At 68.7% G+C, this 17,394-nt stretch carries 17 protein-coding genes; 5 read left to right on the forward strand and 12 right to left on the reverse strand.

What is annotated here, in order from left to right; translation table 11 throughout:
* Window positions 1-54: 54 nt before the first annotated feature.
* Window positions 55-2,007, reverse strand: a complete 1,953-nt coding sequence (locus IEX18_RS06950) for an alpha/beta hydrolase family protein (protein WP_188658015.1) — start codon at window positions 2,005-2,007, stop codon at window positions 55-57.
* Window positions 2,008-2,252: 245 nt separating this feature from the next.
* Between IEX18_RS06950 and tgt the strand changes: the two genes are divergently transcribed.
* From tgt to IEX18_RS06965, 3 genes are read left to right on the forward strand one after another with little or no spacing between them, the layout of a single operon-like run.
* Window positions 2,253-3,389, forward strand: coding sequence for a tRNA guanosine(34) transglycosylase Tgt (gene tgt / locus IEX18_RS06955; protein ID WP_188658016.1), 1,137 nt, complete (start codon window positions 2,253-2,255; stop codon window positions 3,387-3,389).
* 12 nt (window positions 3,390-3,401) lie between these two features.
* The gene (locus IEX18_RS06960) at window positions 3,402-3,605 is read left to right on the forward strand and encodes a hypothetical protein (RefSeq protein ID WP_188658017.1); all 204 of its coding nucleotides are present in this window, start codon (window positions 3,402-3,404) and stop codon (window positions 3,603-3,605) included.
* Complete coding sequence (locus IEX18_RS06965; RefSeq protein ID WP_229664425.1) at window positions 3,602-6,472, forward strand: M16 family metallopeptidase; 2,871 nt, start codon at window positions 3,602-3,604, stop codon at window positions 6,470-6,472. The genes IEX18_RS06960 and IEX18_RS06965 overlap by 4 nt, the downstream gene beginning before the upstream one ends.
* Here the strand turns inward: IEX18_RS06965 and IEX18_RS06970 are convergent.
* A complete protein-coding gene (locus IEX18_RS06970) occupies window positions 6,420-6,749 on the reverse strand; it encodes a hypothetical protein (protein WP_188658018.1) in 330 nt (109 codons plus the stop codon). The genes IEX18_RS06965 and IEX18_RS06970 overlap by 53 nt on opposite strands.
* 183 nt (window positions 6,750-6,932) lie before the next feature.
* On the opposite strand from IEX18_RS06970, the gene IEX18_RS06975 reads away from it, so the two are divergent.
* Complete coding sequence (locus IEX18_RS06975; protein ID WP_188658019.1) at window positions 6,933-7,088, forward strand: hypothetical protein; 156 nt, start codon at window positions 6,933-6,935, stop codon at window positions 7,086-7,088.
* A gap of 67 nt (window positions 7,089-7,155) precedes the next feature.
* Here IEX18_RS06975 and IEX18_RS06980 read toward each other — a convergent pair whose 3' ends face one another.
* The 6 genes from IEX18_RS06980 to uvrA form a co-directional block, all read right to left on the reverse strand.
* Window positions 7,156-7,569 carry a glycine zipper 2TM domain-containing protein gene (locus IEX18_RS06980; protein ID WP_188658020.1) on the reverse strand — a complete coding sequence of 138 codons (414 nt, stop codon included), beginning with the start codon at window positions 7,567-7,569 and terminating at the stop codon, window positions 7,156-7,158.
* A gap of 61 nt (window positions 7,570-7,630) precedes the next feature.
* Window positions 7,631-8,056, reverse strand: coding sequence for an OsmC family protein (locus IEX18_RS06985; RefSeq protein WP_188658021.1), 426 nt, complete (start codon window positions 8,054-8,056; stop codon window positions 7,631-7,633).
* A gap of 14 nt (window positions 8,057-8,070) precedes the next feature.
* Window positions 8,071-8,427: a hypothetical protein gene (locus tag IEX18_RS06990; RefSeq protein ID WP_188658022.1), complete on the reverse strand. Its 357-nt coding sequence runs from the start codon at window positions 8,425-8,427 to the stop codon at window positions 8,071-8,073.
* Between the two features lie 132 nt (window positions 8,428-8,559).
* The gene (locus tag IEX18_RS06995; RefSeq protein ID WP_188658023.1) at window positions 8,560-8,736 is read right to left on the reverse strand and encodes a hypothetical protein; all 177 of its coding nucleotides are present in this window, start codon (window positions 8,734-8,736) and stop codon (window positions 8,560-8,562) included.
* Window positions 8,711-9,259 (reverse strand): hypothetical protein, encoded by a 549-nt coding sequence (locus IEX18_RS07000; protein ID WP_188658024.1) that lies wholly within the window; start codon window positions 9,257-9,259, stop codon window positions 8,711-8,713. Before IEX18_RS07000 ends, IEX18_RS06995 begins: the two co-directional genes overlap by 26 nt.
* Window positions 9,256-12,153: an excinuclease ABC subunit UvrA gene (uvrA, locus tag IEX18_RS07005; RefSeq protein WP_188658025.1), complete on the reverse strand. Its 2,898-nt coding sequence runs from the start codon at window positions 12,151-12,153 to the stop codon at window positions 9,256-9,258. Before uvrA ends, IEX18_RS07000 begins: the two co-directional genes overlap by 4 nt.
* Window positions 12,154-12,350: 197 nt before the next feature.
* On the opposite strand from uvrA, the gene IEX18_RS07010 reads away from it, so the two are divergent.
* Window positions 12,351-12,773 (forward strand): hypothetical protein, encoded by a 423-nt coding sequence (locus tag IEX18_RS07010; RefSeq protein ID WP_188658026.1) that lies wholly within the window; start codon window positions 12,351-12,353, stop codon window positions 12,771-12,773.
* A 283-nt stretch (window positions 12,774-13,056) separates the two neighbouring features.
* Here IEX18_RS07010 and IEX18_RS07015 read toward each other — a convergent pair whose 3' ends face one another.
* From IEX18_RS07015 to odhB, 4 genes are all read right to left on the reverse strand, one after another.
* Window positions 13,057-13,269 carry a hypothetical protein gene (locus IEX18_RS07015; RefSeq protein WP_229664426.1) on the reverse strand — a complete coding sequence of 71 codons (213 nt, stop codon included), beginning with the start codon at window positions 13,267-13,269 and terminating at the stop codon, window positions 13,057-13,059.
* An 83-nt stretch (window positions 13,270-13,352) separates the two neighbouring features.
* The gene (locus IEX18_RS07020; protein ID WP_188658027.1) at window positions 13,353-14,216 is read right to left on the reverse strand and encodes a glycoside hydrolase family 16 protein; all 864 of its coding nucleotides are present in this window, start codon (window positions 14,214-14,216) and stop codon (window positions 13,353-13,355) included.
* Window positions 14,217-14,533: 317 nt separating this feature from the next.
* Entirely contained in the window at window positions 14,534-15,937 is a 1,404-nt protein-coding gene (lpdA, locus tag IEX18_RS07025) for a dihydrolipoyl dehydrogenase (RefSeq protein ID WP_188658028.1), read from the reverse strand.
* 126 nt (window positions 15,938-16,063) lie between these two features.
* Window positions 16,064-17,302 carry a 2-oxoglutarate dehydrogenase complex dihydrolipoyllysine-residue succinyltransferase gene (gene odhB / locus IEX18_RS07030; protein WP_188658029.1) on the reverse strand — a complete coding sequence of 413 codons (1,239 nt, stop codon included), beginning with the start codon at window positions 17,300-17,302 and terminating at the stop codon, window positions 16,064-16,066.
* Window positions 17,303-17,394: the final 92 nt, after the last annotated feature.

The following is a 17,394-nucleotide window of genomic DNA, read 5'->3' on the forward strand; positions in this document are numbered from 1 at the left end:
GCCAAAGGCCCCAGCCTTCGCCGGGCGACGTTCGGGGAGCAGGAATGGCTCCCCTCAGGCCGGGTTATGCGCCTTCAGGAAAGCCTCCATGGCTTCCAGGAACTGGAGCCGGTCCTGCTGGCGACTGAAATGATGGTCCGCCTCGGGCTGCTGGATATAGGTCACGTCCTTGCCCGCCGCCTTCAGCCGCTGCGCCAGCAGGCTCGACTGGCGATAGGGGACCCGCCGGTCCTTGACGCCATGGACCAGCAGGATGGGCATCCGGAAATCGGCGACGTGGTTGATCGGCGACACCGCCGCGAGATCCGGGGCCTGCTTCTTAAGCCAGTCCTTGCCCGCGCCCGCGTTCAGGAACTGGCCGTCATAGCTCAGCATCGCCTTGAGGTCCGACACGCCGGCATAGGAGACGGCGCACCGATAGAGGGTGGGATCGCGCTCGGCAGCGTGCATCGCCGCATAGCCGCCATAGGAGGCGCCGACGATGCAGACCCGTTTCGGATCGGCGATGCCCCGCGCCGCCAGCGCGCCGATGGCGTCGTTCAGATCGTCCTGCATCGCCAGGCCCCATTGCCCCTCCCCCTTGCGGGTGAAGTTGGTGCCATAGCCTGAAGAGCCGCGGTAGTTCGGCTGTACCACGGCATAGCCGCGATCGGCGAGGAACTGGACCCACCAGTCCCATTCCTCGCCGTCGCGAGCGAAGGGGCCGCCATGCGGCATCACGATCAGGGGCAGATTCTTGGACGCCCCGCGCGGCAGCGTCAGGACCGCGGCGATCTCCAGCCCGTCGCGCGCCGTGTAGCGCAGGGTGCTGACGGGGTTCAGCCGGCGCATCTTGATCGCCGGATTGACGAAGTCGATCATCTCCATCGCCTTGGCGGTGCGGTCGTAGAGCATGTAGAGGCCCGGCGCGGACGCGGCGCTGACCAGCACGATGGCCCGTTGCCGGTCGCGGCTGACCGAGACGATATCGACCTGCCCTCCCTTGACCAGCGCCGCCGCCTCGCGCGCCATGGCCTGGATGTCGGGATTGAGCCAGCGCACTTCCGATCGCGCTTCGTTGACGTCGATGCCCCACAGCTCGCGGCCGGACGGGTCGGTCTCGATCCCGGCGATGTCATAGCCCTTGCTTGCGGCAAGCTGCTTGCCGCGCTTCATCGTCGCCAGGTCCAGCTCCCACAAGGCGCTGTAGCCGTCATCGTCATCGTCGATGGCCAGCGCCTTGCCACGGTCGGCGGTGAACAGCGCCGGGATCATCAGCCCGGTGTCGCGGCTTGCCGTGCGGGCGATGACGCGCAGCGAAGCGCCCGGCTGGTCGCGGTAGAAGACGCGCGTCGATCGACCGTCATTGCCATGCGCGACGCCCATCCGCACCGTGCCGTCGGCATCGGCATACCAGCCCATCACCTCGGTGACCGGGCGCTGGACGTTGCGCTGCTTGCCCGTCGCTAGGTCGACTTCGTGCACCTGCGGCCAGAACCCCTCCTCGTTGAGGAAGACCGACGTCTGGTAGGATACCATGACGCGCGGCGGCCCGTCACTGGACGTCCAGATGATGTCGTCGGCCAGCTGCGCGGCGTCGCGCGGCGAGATCGCGGTAATCTTGCCCGTGCCGACCTGCACGGCCATGGCGCGGCGCAAGTACATGTCCTGCTGCAACACCGGCTGCATCTGGCCGACCCCGATCACCACCCAGTCGTCGCCGACCCAGCGCCACCAGTTCAGGTCGATATCGCCCAACTCGACCAGCTGCAGCTTGTTACCCTCGAAGGTCACGATGCCGAGATACTGCTTGCCCTTGATCGCGATCCGCGCCGCATAGCGCTTCCCGTCGGGCGACAGCGCGGGTTGCTGCACCGACGGCAGCATCGAGAAGTTCTCGGCGGTGAGATGCAGCTGAGTCTTGGCAGCCGGGCTCGGCTCACTCGCGGCCGGCGCCGCATTCTGGGCCCGGATGGCAGCCAAGGGCGCGATGACGACACAGCCCGCGATCACCGCGCGGCGCAACATTGGACGCAAGATTCCTATTCCCCGAAAAACCCCGCCATGGTTGTAGCAGCCGGGGCGACGCCCGCCAGAGGCTGAAGTCGCTCGCGACCGTACCGGATGGGGATCGGCTGCGGCGCGGACGGCGTCGACGGGCAAAAGCCCGTTGCAAGCCGCACACGACTGGCGGATAGCGTTGGTCCGCCCCCGGCCGGCGCTCCGCGCCCGCCTCTCCCCTCCGCGACCCGTCAGAAGCGTCCTTTTCGTTTATGTCGTCCGATCCCCCGCGTTTCGCCTTCACCATCGCCGCCACCGACGGGCGCGCGCGGACGGGAACGATCGCGATGGAGCGCGGCGTGATCCGCACCCCCGCCTTCATGCCGGTCGGCACCGCCGCCACCGTCAAGGCGATGAAGCCGCAGGATGTCGAGCGGGCCGGCGCGGACATCATCCTGGGCAACACCTATCACCTGATGCTCCGCCCCGGCGCGGAGCGGGTGGCGCGGCTCGGCGGGCTGCACGGCTTCATGGGCTGGAACCGCCCGATCCTGACCGACAGCGGCGGCTATCAGGTGATGAGCCTCGCCGAACTGACCAAGCGGTCGGAGGACGGAGTCGCCTTCAAGAGCCATCTGGACGGCAGCCGCCACCTCCTCTCCCCCGAGCGCTCGATCGAGATCCAGCGGCTGCTCGGCTCCAACATCGTCATGGCGTTCGACGAGCTGGTGCCGACCACTACCCCGCGCGAGGTGCAGGCGGCCGCCATGGAGCGATCGATGCGCTGGGCGCGCCGCAGCCGCGCCGCCTTCGACGCCGGCGGAGACCATGCCGCCCACAACGCGATCTTCGGCATCCAGCAGGGCGCGCTGGACGAGAGGCTGCGCAAGGCGTCGGCCGACGCGCTGATCGATATCGGCTTCGACGGCTATGCGGTCGGCGGCCTCGCGGTCGGCGAGGGGCAGGAGGCGATGTTCGCCTGCCTCGATTATGCGCCACAGCAGCTGCCCGCCGATCGCCCGCGCTATCTGATGGGGGTCGGCAAGCCGACCGATATCGTCGGCGCGGTCGAGCGCGGAATCGACATGTTCGACTGCGTGATGCCGACCCGCTCGGGCCGCACCGGACAGGCCTTCACCCGGCAGGGTCCGATCAACATCCGCAACGCGCGCTTCGCCGAGGATCAGGGCCCGCTCGACGCCGCCTGCGACTGCCCCGTCTGCACGACCTGGAGCCGCGCCTATCTCCATCATCTCGTCCGCGCCGGCGAGATCCTGGGCGCGATGTTGATGACCGAGCACAACATTCGCTTCTATGAGGCGTTGATGGCCGATCTGCGCGCCGCGATCGCCGACGGGCGACTGGCCGTTTTCGCCAACGACTTCCGCTCACGCTATACGGGCGGCTGAGGAGAGACTGACGTGACCGACCGGACCGACGACGCCCCCAACGAGATCCTCGCCGCGGCCAAGGAAGCCAAGTCCAAGGCCGAGGCGGCAGCGCATACCGCCGCAGAGCAGGCGCGCCGCTGGCCGCTGGGCAAGATCGGACTGGGCGTGGGCATCGGCTCCGCAGCGGTGGCCGCCGCCGTCCTCTACGCGAACCGTAAGCGCGACGATCAGTGAGGGCACGGGTCGTCGCGGCACTGCTCGCCGCCGTCGCCAGCCCCGCCTTCGCCGCGACCCGGGCCGCGCTGGACGTGCCGCCCGCCACCCCGGTCAAGCCGCTGGCCTTCACCGAGCGGACGCTGGCGAACGGGTTGCGCGTCTATGCGATCCGCGACACGACGACGCCGAACGTCTCGATCCAGGTCTGGTACGATGTCGGCGGCCGCGACGATCCGCGCGGCCGGTCGGGCTTCGCGCATCTTTTCGAACATCTGATGTTCAAGGCGACCCGCAACCTCGTCCCCGAGCAGATGGACCGGCTGACCGAGGATGTCGGCGGCTTCAACAACGCCTCGACCGGCGACGACTATACCAACTATTACGAGGTCGTACCCGCCAACCACCTGCAACGCCTGCTGTTTGCCGAAGCCGACCGGATGGCCTCGCTGGTGGTGGAGCCGAAGAGCTTCGCCTCCGAGCGCGATGTGGTGAAGGAGGAATATCGCCAGGGCCTCGCCCGCCCCTATGGCAAGCTTTTCCAGACCTATCTGCCTGCGATCAGTTATAGCCGGCATCCCTATGCCCGCGGCGTGATCGGCGATGTCGGCAATCTCGATGCCGCGACGATCGAGGACGTCCGCGCCTTCCACGCGACCTATTACCGGCCCGACAATGCGATCCTCGTCGTCGCCGGCAATTTCGATCCGGCCGAGCTGAACCGCTGGGTCGACCAGTATTTCGCGCCCATCCGCCGCCCCGCCGGGACGATCCCGCGCGTGACGGTCACCGAGCCGCCGCGCACCGCCCCGGTACGACGCACGGTGCGGGAGCCGAATACGCCCCTCCCCGCCGTACTGATGAGCTGGCAGCTGCCGCCCGCGCGCGATCCGGACGTGCCCGCGCTCCAGGTGCTCGACGCCATCCTGGCGACCGGCGAGCATTCGCGTCTCTACGAAAGCCTGGTCTATCGCGACCAGCTCGCCACCAGCGCCGCCACCGCGCTCGATCTGCGCGCCGGTACCGGGGTCTATGCGGCCTATGCGATCATGGCGGGCGGCAAGTCCGCCGATGCCGGCGAGACCGCGCTGATGCGCGAGGTGGCCCGGCTGCGCGACGCGCCGGTGACGCCGGAGGAACTGTCGGAAGCGAAGAACGAACTCGTCACCGCCGCCCTGCGCGAACGCGAGACGGTGGACGGCAAGGCGTCGGTCCTCGCCAGCGACGTGCTCCTGACCGGCGACCCCCGCGCCAGCGAGGCACAGCTCGCCGCGATCCAGCGCGTCTCCGCCGCCGACGTGCAACGGGTCGCGCGCCGCTATCTCGCGCCGGCCGGGGCGGCGACGCTGCGCTATCTGCCCGCCGCACCGGGCGCCACGGGCGACCGTGTCGCGATCGCCCCCACCGTCGTTACCCGCGCGCTGACCGCGCCCGCCGATATCGACACGGTCACCCCCGCTTCCGCCGCGGAGCGGATCGCGCCACCACCGCCCGGCGCCGCGGTGGCCGTCGCCACCCCGCGCATCGACGAACAGCGTCTGGCGAACGGCCTCCGGCTCGTCACCGTCGAACGGCACGACCTGCCGCTGGTCACCGCGCTCATCGTCGGCGGCGGCGGTGCGGCCGGGGATGCGCCGGGTCGCGCCGGCACCGCCGCGCTCGCAGCATCGCTGCTGACCAAGGGCACGACCACCCGCACCGCGACCGACATCGCGCGGGCGGTCGAGGCACTGGGCGGCAGCATCGGCAGCGGCGCCGATCGGGACGGCAGCATCGTCAGCATCGCGGTCCGCTCGGGCGAGCTGACGCGCGCGCTGCCGATCCTGGCGGACGTGGTGATCCATCCCGCCTTCGCCCCCGCAGAGATCGAGCGGCTGCGCACCCAGACGCTCGACGGCGTCACCGTAAGCCTGAAGGATCCGCCCCAGCTGGCGGGCCTGGTGGCGACGCGCGCGGTATTCGGCACGGCTCCCTATGCCACGCCGCTGGAGGGAACGCCCCGATCGCTCGCCGCAATTACCCGCGACGATGTGCTGGCCGCGTGGCGCGCCGCCTTCTCGCCGGACCGGAGCACGCTGGTACTGGTCGGCGACATCTACCCCGCCGCCGCTCGCAGTCTCGCCGAGGCGTCGCTGGGCGGCTGGCAGCGCGGCACGGCGACGCCCTCCGCGCCGCTCGCCCCGGCTGCCTTCAGCCCGCCCCAGACGATCGTGATCGACATGCCGGAGGCGCCGCAGGCGGCGGTCGTCGTCGCCCGGCCCGGCATCACCCGCAGCGATCCACGCTACTATGCTCTCAGCGTCGGCAACACGGTGCTGGGCGGCGGCTTCTCGTCGCGGCTCAATCAGGAGATCCGCATCAAGCGCGGGCTCGCTTATGGCGCCTCGTCCAGCCTTCAGGCGCGCCGGCTGCCCGGCAGCATTGCCGCCCGCACGCAGACGCAGAACCCGACGGCCGCACAGGCCGCCGGGCTGATCCTGTCGGAAATGCGCCGCATGGGGGCGGCAGCCGTTCCCGCCGCAGAGCTGGAGACGCGCAAGGCGGTGCTGATCGGCGGATTCGGCCGCACGATCGAGACCAATGACGGCATGGCGGGGTTGCTGTCCGAACATCTGGTCGAAGGCGTGCCGCTGGCCGAGATCGGCCGCTATGTTGCGAATATCGAAGCGGTCGATCCGGCTTCCGTGGCGTCGGTCGCGAAGGACCTGCTCGACCCCGGACCGGCGAGCATCGTGATCGTCGGCGACGCGAAGCAGTTCGTCGAACCCCTCCGCGCCGTCGCGCCGCGACTCCGGGTCATCCCCGAAGCCGGGCTCGATCTCGACAGTCCCTCGCTTAGCGGCGGCGGTCCTGACGATCGTTCTTCTCGTACCGGATCCGTGCGCTGAGCGCATCGTAGCGGCGATCGAGGTCGTTGCGCTCGCGCAGCGTCAGGCCGTTGCTGCGATACCGTGCCTCCAGCCGGCTGAGCTGGTTGAACTCGGCATTGATGCGGCGCGCCTCCGGGCGGGTCAGCCGGCCCGAGCGAATGCCCTGCTCGATCCGCCGGTCGAGATTCGCTTGGCGCTGGGCGATCGGCTGCCAGCCGCGCTGTGCGCTGGCGGCGCCGGGGATGGCGGTGGCGGCCAGCGCGGCGATCGCGGCGGTGATCGTGAAGGTCTTCATGATGGTCACTCCCATTACGCGGCCGCCTTCCCGGCGGCCCGACACTTGAAATAGGAAGGGCCTGTAACCGCCCTGTCCCATGGACTTGGCTAAACTGTCGCCAATCGTAACGGGTTGCGCGGCAACGTTCAGGAACGGCGAGCGGCCGCCGATGGTTGGTCTCGCGACCAGAGGAGATGGACGATGGACGAGCCGATCAAGCCGACCCGAGAGACGAAGGACCCCAATCTCTCGACCGAGCACCAGCGGGACGGCGACGCCCGCCGTCCGTCCGATACCCTCGACAAGGGGCAGCCACAGGCCGAGGAAACAATCCCGCGGAAATCCTCGCTCACCTGATCGCCGCAACAGTGCGGTGCGGAAAGGCGCGGGCGCCGCACGGCGCGGCCCCGCGCGTCTTCACGTCTTAACGGCAGCGCACGTTGTTCCGGTCGACTTCGCGCCCGGCGAGGGCGCCGGCCGCGCCACCGAGCACGGTGCCGAGCAGCTCCGAGCCACCCGGTGCGATGATATTGCCCAGCACGCCGCCCGCGACCCCGCCGACGATCAGGCCCGTCGTGCCGTCCGTCCGCCGGCAATAGTAATTGCCGTTCTGCCCGCGATAGATGCGGTCGCGTCGCGACAGCCGCCGCTCGCGATAGCGCGCGTCATCGACATAATAGCGATCGGCATAATAGCCGCCATAGGCCGGGTCGGCGCGGTTATAGTCGTAGCTGCGATAGCTGCGATAGCGCGGGTCGACGCCATAGCCGTCGCCGGTGCAGCCGGTGACGAGCGTCGCCGCGGCAACGGCGACGGCGGTAAGGGCGGGGATACGCATCGATTGGTCCTCTCCTGTTTGTGGATCGACCTCCAATGCGCGAACCCCGCCCGGAGTTGCTTTAGGTCAAGCTCGCCTGAAGCGTGATCTCGGCGTTCAACAGCTTGGAAATCGGGCAGTTCGCCTTCGCCTCCTGCGCGATCCGGTCGAACTCGGCCTGGTCGATGCCGGGTACCGAGGCGGTCAGGGTCAGGTCCGACCGGGTCACCTTGAACCCTGCGCCGTCCTTCTCCAGCTTTACCGCCGCCTTGGTCTCCAGCGTGCCGTCCGCGTGCCCCGCCCCTGCCAGCGCGAAGGAAAGCGCCATGGTGAAGCAGCTCGCATGGGCCGCGGCGATCAGCTCCTCCGGATTGGTGCCGGGCTCGTCCTCGAACCGCGTGTTGAAGCCATAGGGACTGTCGCTCAGCACGCCCGACTGGGTGCTGACATGTCCCTTTCCGTCCTTGCCGAGCCCGTCATAGCGGGCCGAACCGGTGCGCGTCGTCATGCCGGTGATCCTCCTTACTGGATGGTCGAACCGCGATCGGCGGCGAGCGACGGCGCCGGCCCGGTCGCCGGCCGTAGCGACTCGCGCAGCTCGGGCGGTACCGGCGCGGTCGGATCGGGGCGAAAGGCGTCGGGCGCGCGGTTGGTGCCCGGCACCGGCGCATCGGCGGCAAGGTCGGGCACGGCATGTTCGGCGGGGTTGGTCACGCCCTTGCGCCGGGTGAAGAACACCGCCAGCGCCGTAGCGCCGAGTGCAACCGCCGCCCCCGCCGCTGCGATCAGCTGCACGCCAACCGTGCGGTCCTGCCGGGACGCCGCCTTGCCCTTGCGGCCCTTGCCGCCGGCGCGATGCGATTTGCGAGTGTCGGCCATGGTCCTGTCCTTTGCTGTTCGGCCAGACCAACGGTGGAAGGAGAACGGCGTTCCCGCCGGCCTGCCCTGAGGCCGGCCGCCGGCTGCGGAGGCGCTACCGGCTTTGCGTCGATGAGGCGCAGCGACGCTGTGTCACCACTTTGCGCCAAGCTTGTCCAACGCGTTCAGCATCGCCAGCTTGCTGGGCGTGCGCCGCGTGCCATTGTTGCGCGGCAGCTCCGTAATACCCGTCTCCTGCCGGCGCCGCTCGATATCGGCGGCGAACTCGGCAAGGGGAATGGCCTTACGGTTCGAGATCGGAGACACCATAATCCCCTGCGCTTTCATGGCGGATGCGGCCTTCCATATAGCCGCGATCGGCGTCGGCATGAAGCCGGTACAGCCGTCTGGCCTGTTCCAGCATTTCGGGCGCGCTGCCTGAGGCATATTGGCCCATGCGGTCTGCGATCAGATCCTCGATAGCGACGATCGCGGCCTCGCCATCGTCACCGAGATCGACAAGGACTACGCGATCGCGATCGGCCATGCCGTCGTACAAAGTCGAAGACACGATCTCGAAGCCCAGCCGCAAGGTAGGATGCACCCAGCCAAGCGGCGTATGCCCCAAGCCCTGCGGCTTCTCGAAACCAAGAGTGACCAGTTGCCGCTCGAACTCCTCTTGCCGCGGCGTGACGATGTCGAAGTCGCCGGTCGTGATGGCGCTATTCGAATAGAGTTCGACGGCGCCGCCGCCCACGAGGATCGGGACGCCGTAGCCCTGTGCCTTCATCGCCTCGCTCGCGCGGGCGAAAAGGCGCAGGGCGGCCTCGAACTCCGGGCGATAGGCGCTCACTCCGCCGCCTCGCGCCCCCGCTCCAGCAGCGGCGCCAGATACCGCCCCGTATAGCTCCGCGGCTCGCGCGCCACCTCTTCGGGCGTGCCGACCGCGACGATCTCGCCGCCCTTCACGCCGCCTTCCGGCCCCAGATCGATGATCCAGTCGGCGGTCTTGATGACGTCGAGATTATGCTCGATCACCACCACCGTATTGCCCTGCTCGACCAGCGCGTGCAGAACTTCGAGCAGCTTGCGGACGTCCTCGAAATGCAGGCCCGTAGTCGGTTCGTCGAGGATGTACAGCGTGTTGCCGGTCGCGCGCCGGGCCAGTTCCTTGGCCAGCTTCACCCGCTGCGCCTCGCCGCCCGACAGCGTCGTCGCCTGCTGCCCGACCTTCACATAGCCCAGCCCCACCTCGACCAGCATCGCCATCTTGTCGCGGATCGGCGGCACCGCCTTGAAGAACTCGGCGGCATCCTCGACCGTCATGTCGAGCACGTCGGCGATCGAGTGGCCCTTGAACTTCACCTCCAGCGTCTCGCGATTGTAGCGCGCGCCGTGGCATACGTCGCAGGTGACATAGACGTCGGGCAGGAAGTGCATCTCGATCTTGAGCACGCCGTCGCCCTGACACGCCTCGCACCGTCCGCCCTTGACGTTGAAGCTGAACCGGCCGGGCTTGTAGCCACGCGCCTGCGCCTCGGGCAGGCCGGCGAACCAGTCGCGGATCTGGGTGAAGGCGCCCGTATAGGTCGCCGGGTTCGACCGCGGGGTGCGGCCGATCGGCGACTGGTCGATGTCGATCACCTTGTCGAGATGCTGGAGCCCGGTGACCTTGTCATGCTTGCCCGCCAGGATGCGCGCGCCGTTGAGCTGGCGGGCGGCGGAGGCGAACAGCGTGTCGATCGTGAAGCTCGACTTGCCCGATCCCGACACGCCGGTGATGCAGGTGAAGGTGCCCAGCGGCACGCTCGCGGTCACCCCGGTCAGGTTGTTGGCGCGGGCATTGTGGACGGTCAGCTTCTTGCCCGTCCCCTTGCGCCGCAACGCCGGCACCGGCACCTGCCGCACGCCGTTCAGATAGTCGGCGGTGATGCTCGTCTTCGACTTCAGCAGCTGCTTCAGCGTGCCCTGCGCCACGATCGCGCCGCCATGCACGCCCGCGCCCGGCCCCATATCTATGACATAATCGGCGGTGCGGATCGCATCCTCGTCATGCTCCACGACGAGCACGGTATTGCCGAGGTCGCGCAGCCGGCGCAGCGTCGCCAGCAGCATGTCGTTGTCGCGCTGGTGGAGCCCGATCGACGGCTCGTCGAGCACGTAGAGCACGCCCGACAGGCCGCTGCCGATCTGGCTGGCGAGGCGGATGCGCTGGCTCTCCCCGCCCGACAGCGTGCCGCTGGTCCGGTTGAGGTTGAGATAGTCGAGCCCGACATTGTTGAGGAAGCCGAGCCGCTCGACGATCTCCTTCAGGATCCGCTCGGCGATCGCGCGCTGCTGGTCGCCCAGATGGTTGGGCAGATCGGTGAAGAAGCTCAGCGCATCGACCACCGACAGGTGCGTCGCATGGGCGATGTCCTGCCCCGCCACCTTCACCGCCAGCGCCTCAGGCTTCAGCCGCGCGCCGTGGCATACCTCGCACGCCTGGCTCGACTGATACTTGCCCAGCTCCTCGCGCATCCACGCGCTTTCGGTCTGGAGCATCCGGCGGTTGAGGTTGCCGATCACCCCCTCGAACGGCTTGTTGACGTCGTACTTCTTCTTGCCGTCGATGAAGGTCAGCGTCACCGGCTTGCCCGCGGTGCCGAACAGGATCTTGTCCTGCACCTCCGGGTGCAGCTCGTGCCACGGCGTATCGAGCGAGAAGTCGAACGCCTTGGCCAGGCTCGCCAGCACCTGCATGTAATAGGGCGATGGCGGGTTGGACTTCGCCCAGGGGACGATCGCGCCCTTCTTGATCGACAGGTCGTGATTGGGAACGACCAGATCCTCGTCGAAGATCAGCTTCTCGCCCAGCCCGTCACAGGCCGGGCACGCCCCCTGCGGCGCGTTGAACGAGAACAGCCGCGGCTCGATCTCGGCGATGGTGAAGCCGCTGACGGGGCAAGCGAACTTCTCCGAGAACACGATCCGGCCCGGCGGCGCATGGTCGCCCAGCACCACGCTTTCGGGGGTGCGCGGCTCGACCGGATCGGCGGGATCGACATAGGCGAGGCCATCGGCCAGCTTCAGCGCCGCCTCGAAACTCTCCGCCAGCCGCGTCGCGATATCCTCGCGCACCACCAGCCGGTCGACCACCACCTCGATATCGTGCTTGTACTTCTTGTCGAGCGCCGGCGCGTCGTCGATCTCGTGGATCTGCCCGTCGATGCGGACGCGGGTGAAGCCCGCCTTCTGCCACTCGGCCAGCTCCTTGCGGTACTCGCCCTTGCGCCCGCGGACGACCGGCGCGAGCAGGTAGAGCCGCGTTCCCTCGGGCAGGGTCATCACCCGGTCGACCATCTGGCTGACGGTCTGCGCCGCGATCGGCTCGCCCGTGGTCGGGCTGTACGGAATGCCGACCCGCGCCCAGAGCAGGCGCATATAGTCGTAGATCTCGGTGACCGTCGCGACCGTCGAGCGCGGATTGCGGCTCGTCGTCTTCTGCTCGATCGAGATGGCCGGCGACAGGCCCTCGATATGATCGACGTCCGGCTTCTGCATCAGCTCGAGGAACTGGCGCGCATAGGCCGACAGCGACTCGACGTAGCGCCGCTGCCCCTCGGCATAGATGGTGTCGAAGGCGAGGCTCGACTTGCCCGAACCCGACAGGCCGGTGATGACCGTCAGCGTGTCGCGCGGAATGTCGACGTCGACGTCCTTCAGATTATGCTCGCGCGCGCCGCGGACGGAAATTTTGGTCAGCATATTCGCGTTCTACTTCCGTTCTGATGCGGCAGGCAAGAGGGCGCCATGGGTTGCCGGGCGGACATAGGAACGATGCCGTCGGGGAAAAGTCCCGGTCGCTTTGCCGAGGAGGCGACGGAGAATCGTCGCTCGCCATCTTGCCTGGTACGCTCCCACCTCCCATGTGTGTTATAGAAGCAAGACAGCAGGAGTCGGGTATGGGCAAGAAGAAGCACGGCAAGAAGCACAAGCACGCCGCCGAGGATGCCAAGCCGTCAGCCTCCTCGCCGCTCGCACCGCTTGCCGGGATCGCCGCGGCGATCGCGCGGCAGGCCGACACGCCCGAAACGCGGCGCCTGCTCGCCTCCAGCCTGACCATGGCCGCAGCCGCCGCCAGTGCTGCGCTGATCCGCGGCGGGACCGGCACGTCCCATCCGGCACCCTCGACGCCGCCCGCCCCGCCGACGCCCCCCGTGCCCCCTACGCCGCCCGTGCCGCCGATCCCGCCGCAGCCCGCCGCGGCGCCGGTTCCACCACAAGGTACGACGACCGCGCCCGACCCCCACGACATCGGCGTCGCGCTCGGCCGTGCGGCGGAGCAGGTGCTGGGCGCGTTCCTCCGACCCCGCAAGCCGAGCTGAAGGCCATGGTTCGGCTGCGGCGCGTGAAGGAGCCCGGCTACGGTTTGCGGACGGAGGGTCGGGTCAACCGCAACAGGCGCGCCCAGTGCAGCGCGCTATAGGCCAAGGTGACCTAAAGTGGTTGACCCACACCTGACTGACCACCCGAGCGTAGTGGAAGGCCCGAGGCTCGCCATCGCTTCGCATGAGCGGTTCGAGTTCGTGTCGTCCGGTTCCAGCCAGTCCGCCATAATCATAAAAGAGCCGGGCTGCGACGAGGCCAATGGCGGGAGAGGTCCAGTCGTTATCGCATCTTCCCCCGCCAAAAGAGCGACTGGCGATTGAGCGTTGCGAGGTCCGCCTCGCCGGCCGCGGCCGCTCTTGCCAGCGCCACCGCCCGCACCAGCACTGTATCCGGCGCATGGGCATAGGCGGGCCGGCCCGCGATATGGTCGTACCACCGTCCCCCGCATGCCGTATCGAGCAGGATCCGCTGGAAGCAATGGTCCGCGCGCACCGGCCAGCTCCGCTCATCCGCCAGCGCCGGCAGGACCCGGCGAGTCAGGTCCAGCCACTCGGCCTCGAGCGCCGCCCGGTCGCTCAGCGTGCCGGCTCCTGCCAGATGCGGACGTAATCGACCGTCATCGCCTGCGGCAGCGCGGCGTCGTCGATGCCCTTCGCCCCGCCCCAGTCGCCGCCCACCGCCAGATTCAGGATCAGCCGGAACGGCGTGTCGAACGGCCACGCTTCGCGCCCGCCCGGCCGGTCGTTCGCGACGCGCAGATAGGCGCGGTCGTCGACGCCGATCCATATGGCCTTCGGGGTCCAGCGCATCTGGTAGCGATGGAAGTCCCCGCACGCCCCCGGCAGCGTCCGCTGCGCGCCCCGCTGGGTCCCCTTGGTATGTACGTAGAGCGCGCTGTGCAGCGTCGCATGGATCACCTCCGGGTCGAAGCCGACATGCTCCATGATGTCGATCTCGCCCCCGTCGGGCCATCGCGCGCCGCTCGCCTGGGGCAGCATCCAGATCGCCGGCCACGTCCCCCGCCCGCACGGCAGTCTGGCGCGCACCTCGTAGAAGCCGTAGCGCCAGCCCATGGTGCTGGTGATCCGACCGGACGTATAGGCCTGCCCGCCCCAGTCGGCGAACCGCGCCGGATCGAGCCGTTCCGACCTTGCGGTAATCGTCAATTGTCCGCCGGCGACGCGGACATTCTCCGGCCGCCCGGCCGCGTAATATTGCCGCTCATGATTGTACCAGCCGTCGCGGTTGCGCTCGGTCTCATAGGCCCAGCGCGCCGGATCGAGCCGATCGCCATCGAATTCGTCGCGCCAGACCAGCCGAGCCGAAGCCGGCCGCTCCAGCGGCACATCGACGCGATAATTGTCGGCAGAGAGACTGGTTTCCTGCCCGGGCGCGGGGGCGGCGAGGATCAGGACGGCGGCTGCAAGGTACTGGCGCATCGGGAGAATGTTGCCGATCCCGCACGACGCGGCAAGCCGCGGCGACGGGTGTCCAAGCCTGCGTCCTCAAGATCGTCGCCGGCAGGCGCCCCGCCTCGACACCTCTTGATCCGTCCCTCGCCCGATCGTCTACCCCGGCGAAGGCCGGGGTCCAGCTAGGCGACGTTTTCGAAGGGATTACTCCCGTCCCCCAACTGGGCCCCGGTCTTCGCCGGGGTAGCTGGTAGATTGTCGCAGAATATTCGCCTGCGCCGGGGCGACGTAAATGGAGGCGACGGAGACGATCCTGCCTCCGCCCCCATCTACGATCGACACCCTCAGATATGGATCGGCTTGCCCTGCACGGCCATCGCCGCTTCCTTCACCGCTTCCGAATGGGTCGGATGCGCGTGGCAGGTATAGGCGATGTCCTCGCTGGTCGCGCCGAACTCCATCGCCTGCGCGACCTGCGCGATCATCGTGCCGGCCAGCGACGAGATGATCCACGCGCCCAGCACGCGGTCGGTCTTGGCGTCGGCGATCACCTTGACGAAGCCGTCGGTGTCGCGGTTCGTCTTGGCGCGGCTGTTCGCCATGAAGGGGAATTTGCCGACCTTCACCTCGCCCACCTTCGCCTTCGCCGCTTCCTCGGACAGGCCGACGCCGGCGATCTCGGGCATGGTGTAGACGACGCTGGGGATCACGTCGTGGTTCACGATGCCGGTCTGGCCGGCGATGTTCTCCGCCACCGCGACGCCCTCGTCCTCGGCCTTGTGCGCAAGCATCAGGCCGGGCGCGACGTCGCCGATCGCCCAGACCCCCGGCACGTTGGTGCGGAAGTCGTGGTCGATCGCCACCTGCCCCCGATCGGTCAGCGACACGCCCGCGGCTTCGAGGTTGAGCCCGTCGATGTTCGGCTTGCGCCCGATCGCGACCAGCACCGCGTCCGCCGACAGCGTCTCGGCGGCGCCGCCCGCCGCCGGCTCGACCGATACGGTCGCGCGACCGCCCTCGACGGTGACGCCGGTCACCTTGGTCGAGGTCTTGAGCTCCATGCCCTGCTTCTTGAACAGCTTGGCCGATTCCTTGCGGACCTCGCCATCGAAGCCCGGCAGGATCTGGTCGAGATACTCGACCACCGTCACCTTCGCGCCGAGACGCCGCCAGACCGAGCCCAGCTCCAGCCCGATCACGCCGCCGCCGATCACCACCAGATGCTCGGGCACCTTGGGCAGCGCCAGCGCGCCGGTCGAATCCACCACCACCTCCTGGTCGATGGTGACGCCCGGCAGCGGGGTGACGACCGAGCCGGTCGCGATCACGATGTCCTTGGCGGTGACGGTCTGGCCGGCCACCTCGACCGTGTGGCCGTCCTTGAAGGCGGCCTTGCCCTTCAGCCAGGTCACCTTGTTCTTCTTGAACAGGAACTCGATGCCACCGGTCAGCTCGCCGACCGCCTTCGCCTTTTCGGCGTGCATCTGGTCGAGATTCAGGCTGACCCCCTCGAAATTGACGCCGAACTTCGCGAGGTGACCGCCGGTCGCCTCCTCGTAGAGCTCCGAGGCATGGAGCAGCGCCTTGGAGGGGATGCAGCCGACGTTGAGGCAGGTGCCGCCCAGCGTGTCGCGGCTCTCGGCACAGGCGGTGCGCAGGCCGAGCTGCGCGGCGCGGATCGCGGCGACATAGCCGCCCGGGCCGGCGCCGATCACGAGGACGTCATAGTCGTAGGTCTTGTCAGCCATCTTCATCTCCGTTCCCCGGCGGAGGCCGGGGCCCAGTTACGGGACGGCATATGGTGAGCGCCGTGCCCGGTTACATCCGCCTTCCCAACTGGGCCCCGGCCTCCGCCGGGGTACAGGCGCGGGTGATTACAGGTCGATCAGGATGCGAGTCGGATCCTCGATCGCGTTCTTCAGCGCGACGAGGAAGGTCACCGCCTCGCGCCCGTCGATCAGGCGATGGTCGTAGCTGAGCGCGAGGTACATCATCGGGCGCACCACGACCTGACCGTCGCGCACGACCGGACGCTCCTCGATCCGGTGCAGGCCGAGCACCGCCGACTGGGGCGGGTTGATGATCGGGGTCGACATCAGCGAGCCGAACACGCCGCCGTTGGAGATGGTGAAGGTGCCGCCCTTCATCTCGTCCATCTTCAGCGTGCCGTCCTTGGCGCGCTTGCCGAAGTCGCCGATCGTCTTCTCGATGCCGGCGACCGACAGGTCCTGCGCGTCGCGGATCACCGGCACGACGAGGCCGTTCGGGGCGCTGACCGCGACCGAGATGTCGGCATAGTCGTGATAGACAATCTCGTCGCCCTCGATCGAGGCGTTGACGGCGGGGATGTCCTTCAGCGCCATCGTCGCGGCCTTCACGAAGAAGCCCATGAAGCCGAGCCGGACGCCGTGCTTCTTTTCGAACAGGTCTTTGTACTTGGCGCGCGCCTCGATCACCGCGGTCATGTCGACGTCGTTGAACGTCGTCAGCATCGCGGCGGTGTTCTGCGCCTCCTTGAGGCGCTTGGCGATGGTCTGGCGCAGGCGCGTCATCTTGACGCGCTCTTCCCGCCGGCCAGAGCCGGCACGGCCGGCGGTGGCATCGCCTCCGTTCGACGACGGGCCCGCGCCGGCGGGCGCCGCGGCGGCCTGCGGCTTCGCCTGTGCGGCCGCGGCAACGTCTTCCTTGGTCAGGCGGCCATCCTTGCCGGTGCCGGTGATGGTCGAGGGATCGACGCCATGCTCCAGCACCGCGCGGCGCACCGACGGCGACAGCGCCACCGCGTCTCCCGCCGGGGCAACCGCAACAGGGGCGGCGGCTTGCGCCGCAGGCGCCGAGGCCGCAGCCGGCGCCGACGGAGCGGCGGCCGCGCCGCCGCCCGCCTCGATCGTCGCGATCATCGCGCCGACCTGCACCGTGTCGCCGACCTGAACCGCGTGCGCGCCCATCACGCCTGCGACCGGCGACGGCACCTCGACCGAGACCTTGTCGGTCTCCAGGCTCGCGATCGGCTCGTCCGCGGCGACCGCGTCGCCGGGCTGCTTCAGCCATTCGCCGACCGTGGCTTCGGTGATCGATTCGCCCAGCACGGGGACGAGAACTTCGGTGGCCATTCCCTACTTCCTTCCACCCCGGCGAAGACCGGGGTCCAGTTGGAGGACGCTGCTCGTGAAGCGCCTCGCCTCGTTACCAATCACTCCCAACT

This window comes from Sphingomonas metalli (assembly GCF_014641735.1).
Lineage (GTDB): Bacteria > Pseudomonadota > Alphaproteobacteria > Sphingomonadales > Sphingomonadaceae > Sphingomonas > Sphingomonas metalli.

Excerpts from the sequence above, each read along its gene's own strand:
- IEX18_RS06950 (WP_188658015.1), bottom strand. The coding sequence starts at position 2,007 with ATGTTGCGCCGCGCGGTGATCGCGGGCTGTGTCGTCATCGCGCCCTTG.
- tgt (WP_188658016.1), top strand. The coding sequence starts at position 2,253 with ATGTCGTCCGATCCCCCGCGTTTCGCCTTCACCATCGCCGCCACCGAC.
- IEX18_RS06970 (WP_188658018.1), bottom strand. The coding sequence starts at position 6,749 with ATGAAGACCTTCACGATCACCGCCGCGATCGCCGCGCTGGCCGCCACC.
- IEX18_RS06975 (WP_188658019.1), top strand. The coding sequence starts at position 6,933 with ATGGACGAGCCGATCAAGCCGACCCGAGAGACGAAGGACCCCAATCTC.
- IEX18_RS06980 (WP_188658020.1), bottom strand. The coding sequence starts at position 7,569 with ATGCGTATCCCCGCCCTTACCGCCGTCGCCGTTGCCGCGGCGACGCTC.
- IEX18_RS06985 (WP_188658021.1), bottom strand. The coding sequence starts at position 8,056 with ATGACGACGCGCACCGGTTCGGCCCGCTATGACGGGCTCGGCAAGGAC.
- IEX18_RS06990 (WP_188658022.1), bottom strand. The coding sequence starts at position 8,427 with ATGGCCGACACTCGCAAATCGCATCGCGCCGGCGGCAAGGGCCGCAAG.
- IEX18_RS06995 (WP_188658023.1), bottom strand. The coding sequence starts at position 8,736 with ATGGTGTCTCCGATCTCGAACCGTAAGGCCATTCCCCTTGCCGAGTTC.
- uvrA (WP_188658025.1), bottom strand. The coding sequence starts at position 12,153 with ATGCTGACCAAAATTTCCGTCCGCGGCGCGCGCGAGCATAATCTGAAG.
- IEX18_RS07010 (WP_188658026.1), top strand. The coding sequence starts at position 12,351 with ATGGGCAAGAAGAAGCACGGCAAGAAGCACAAGCACGCCGCCGAGGAT.
- IEX18_RS07020 (WP_188658027.1), bottom strand. The coding sequence starts at position 14,216 with ATGCGCCAGTACCTTGCAGCCGCCGTCCTGATCCTCGCCGCCCCCGCG.
- lpdA (WP_188658028.1), bottom strand. The coding sequence starts at position 15,937 with ATGGCTGACAAGACCTACGACTATGACGTCCTCGTGATCGGCGCCGGC.
- odhB (WP_188658029.1), bottom strand. The coding sequence starts at position 17,302 with ATGGCCACCGAAGTTCTCGTCCCCGTGCTGGGCGAATCGATCACCGAA.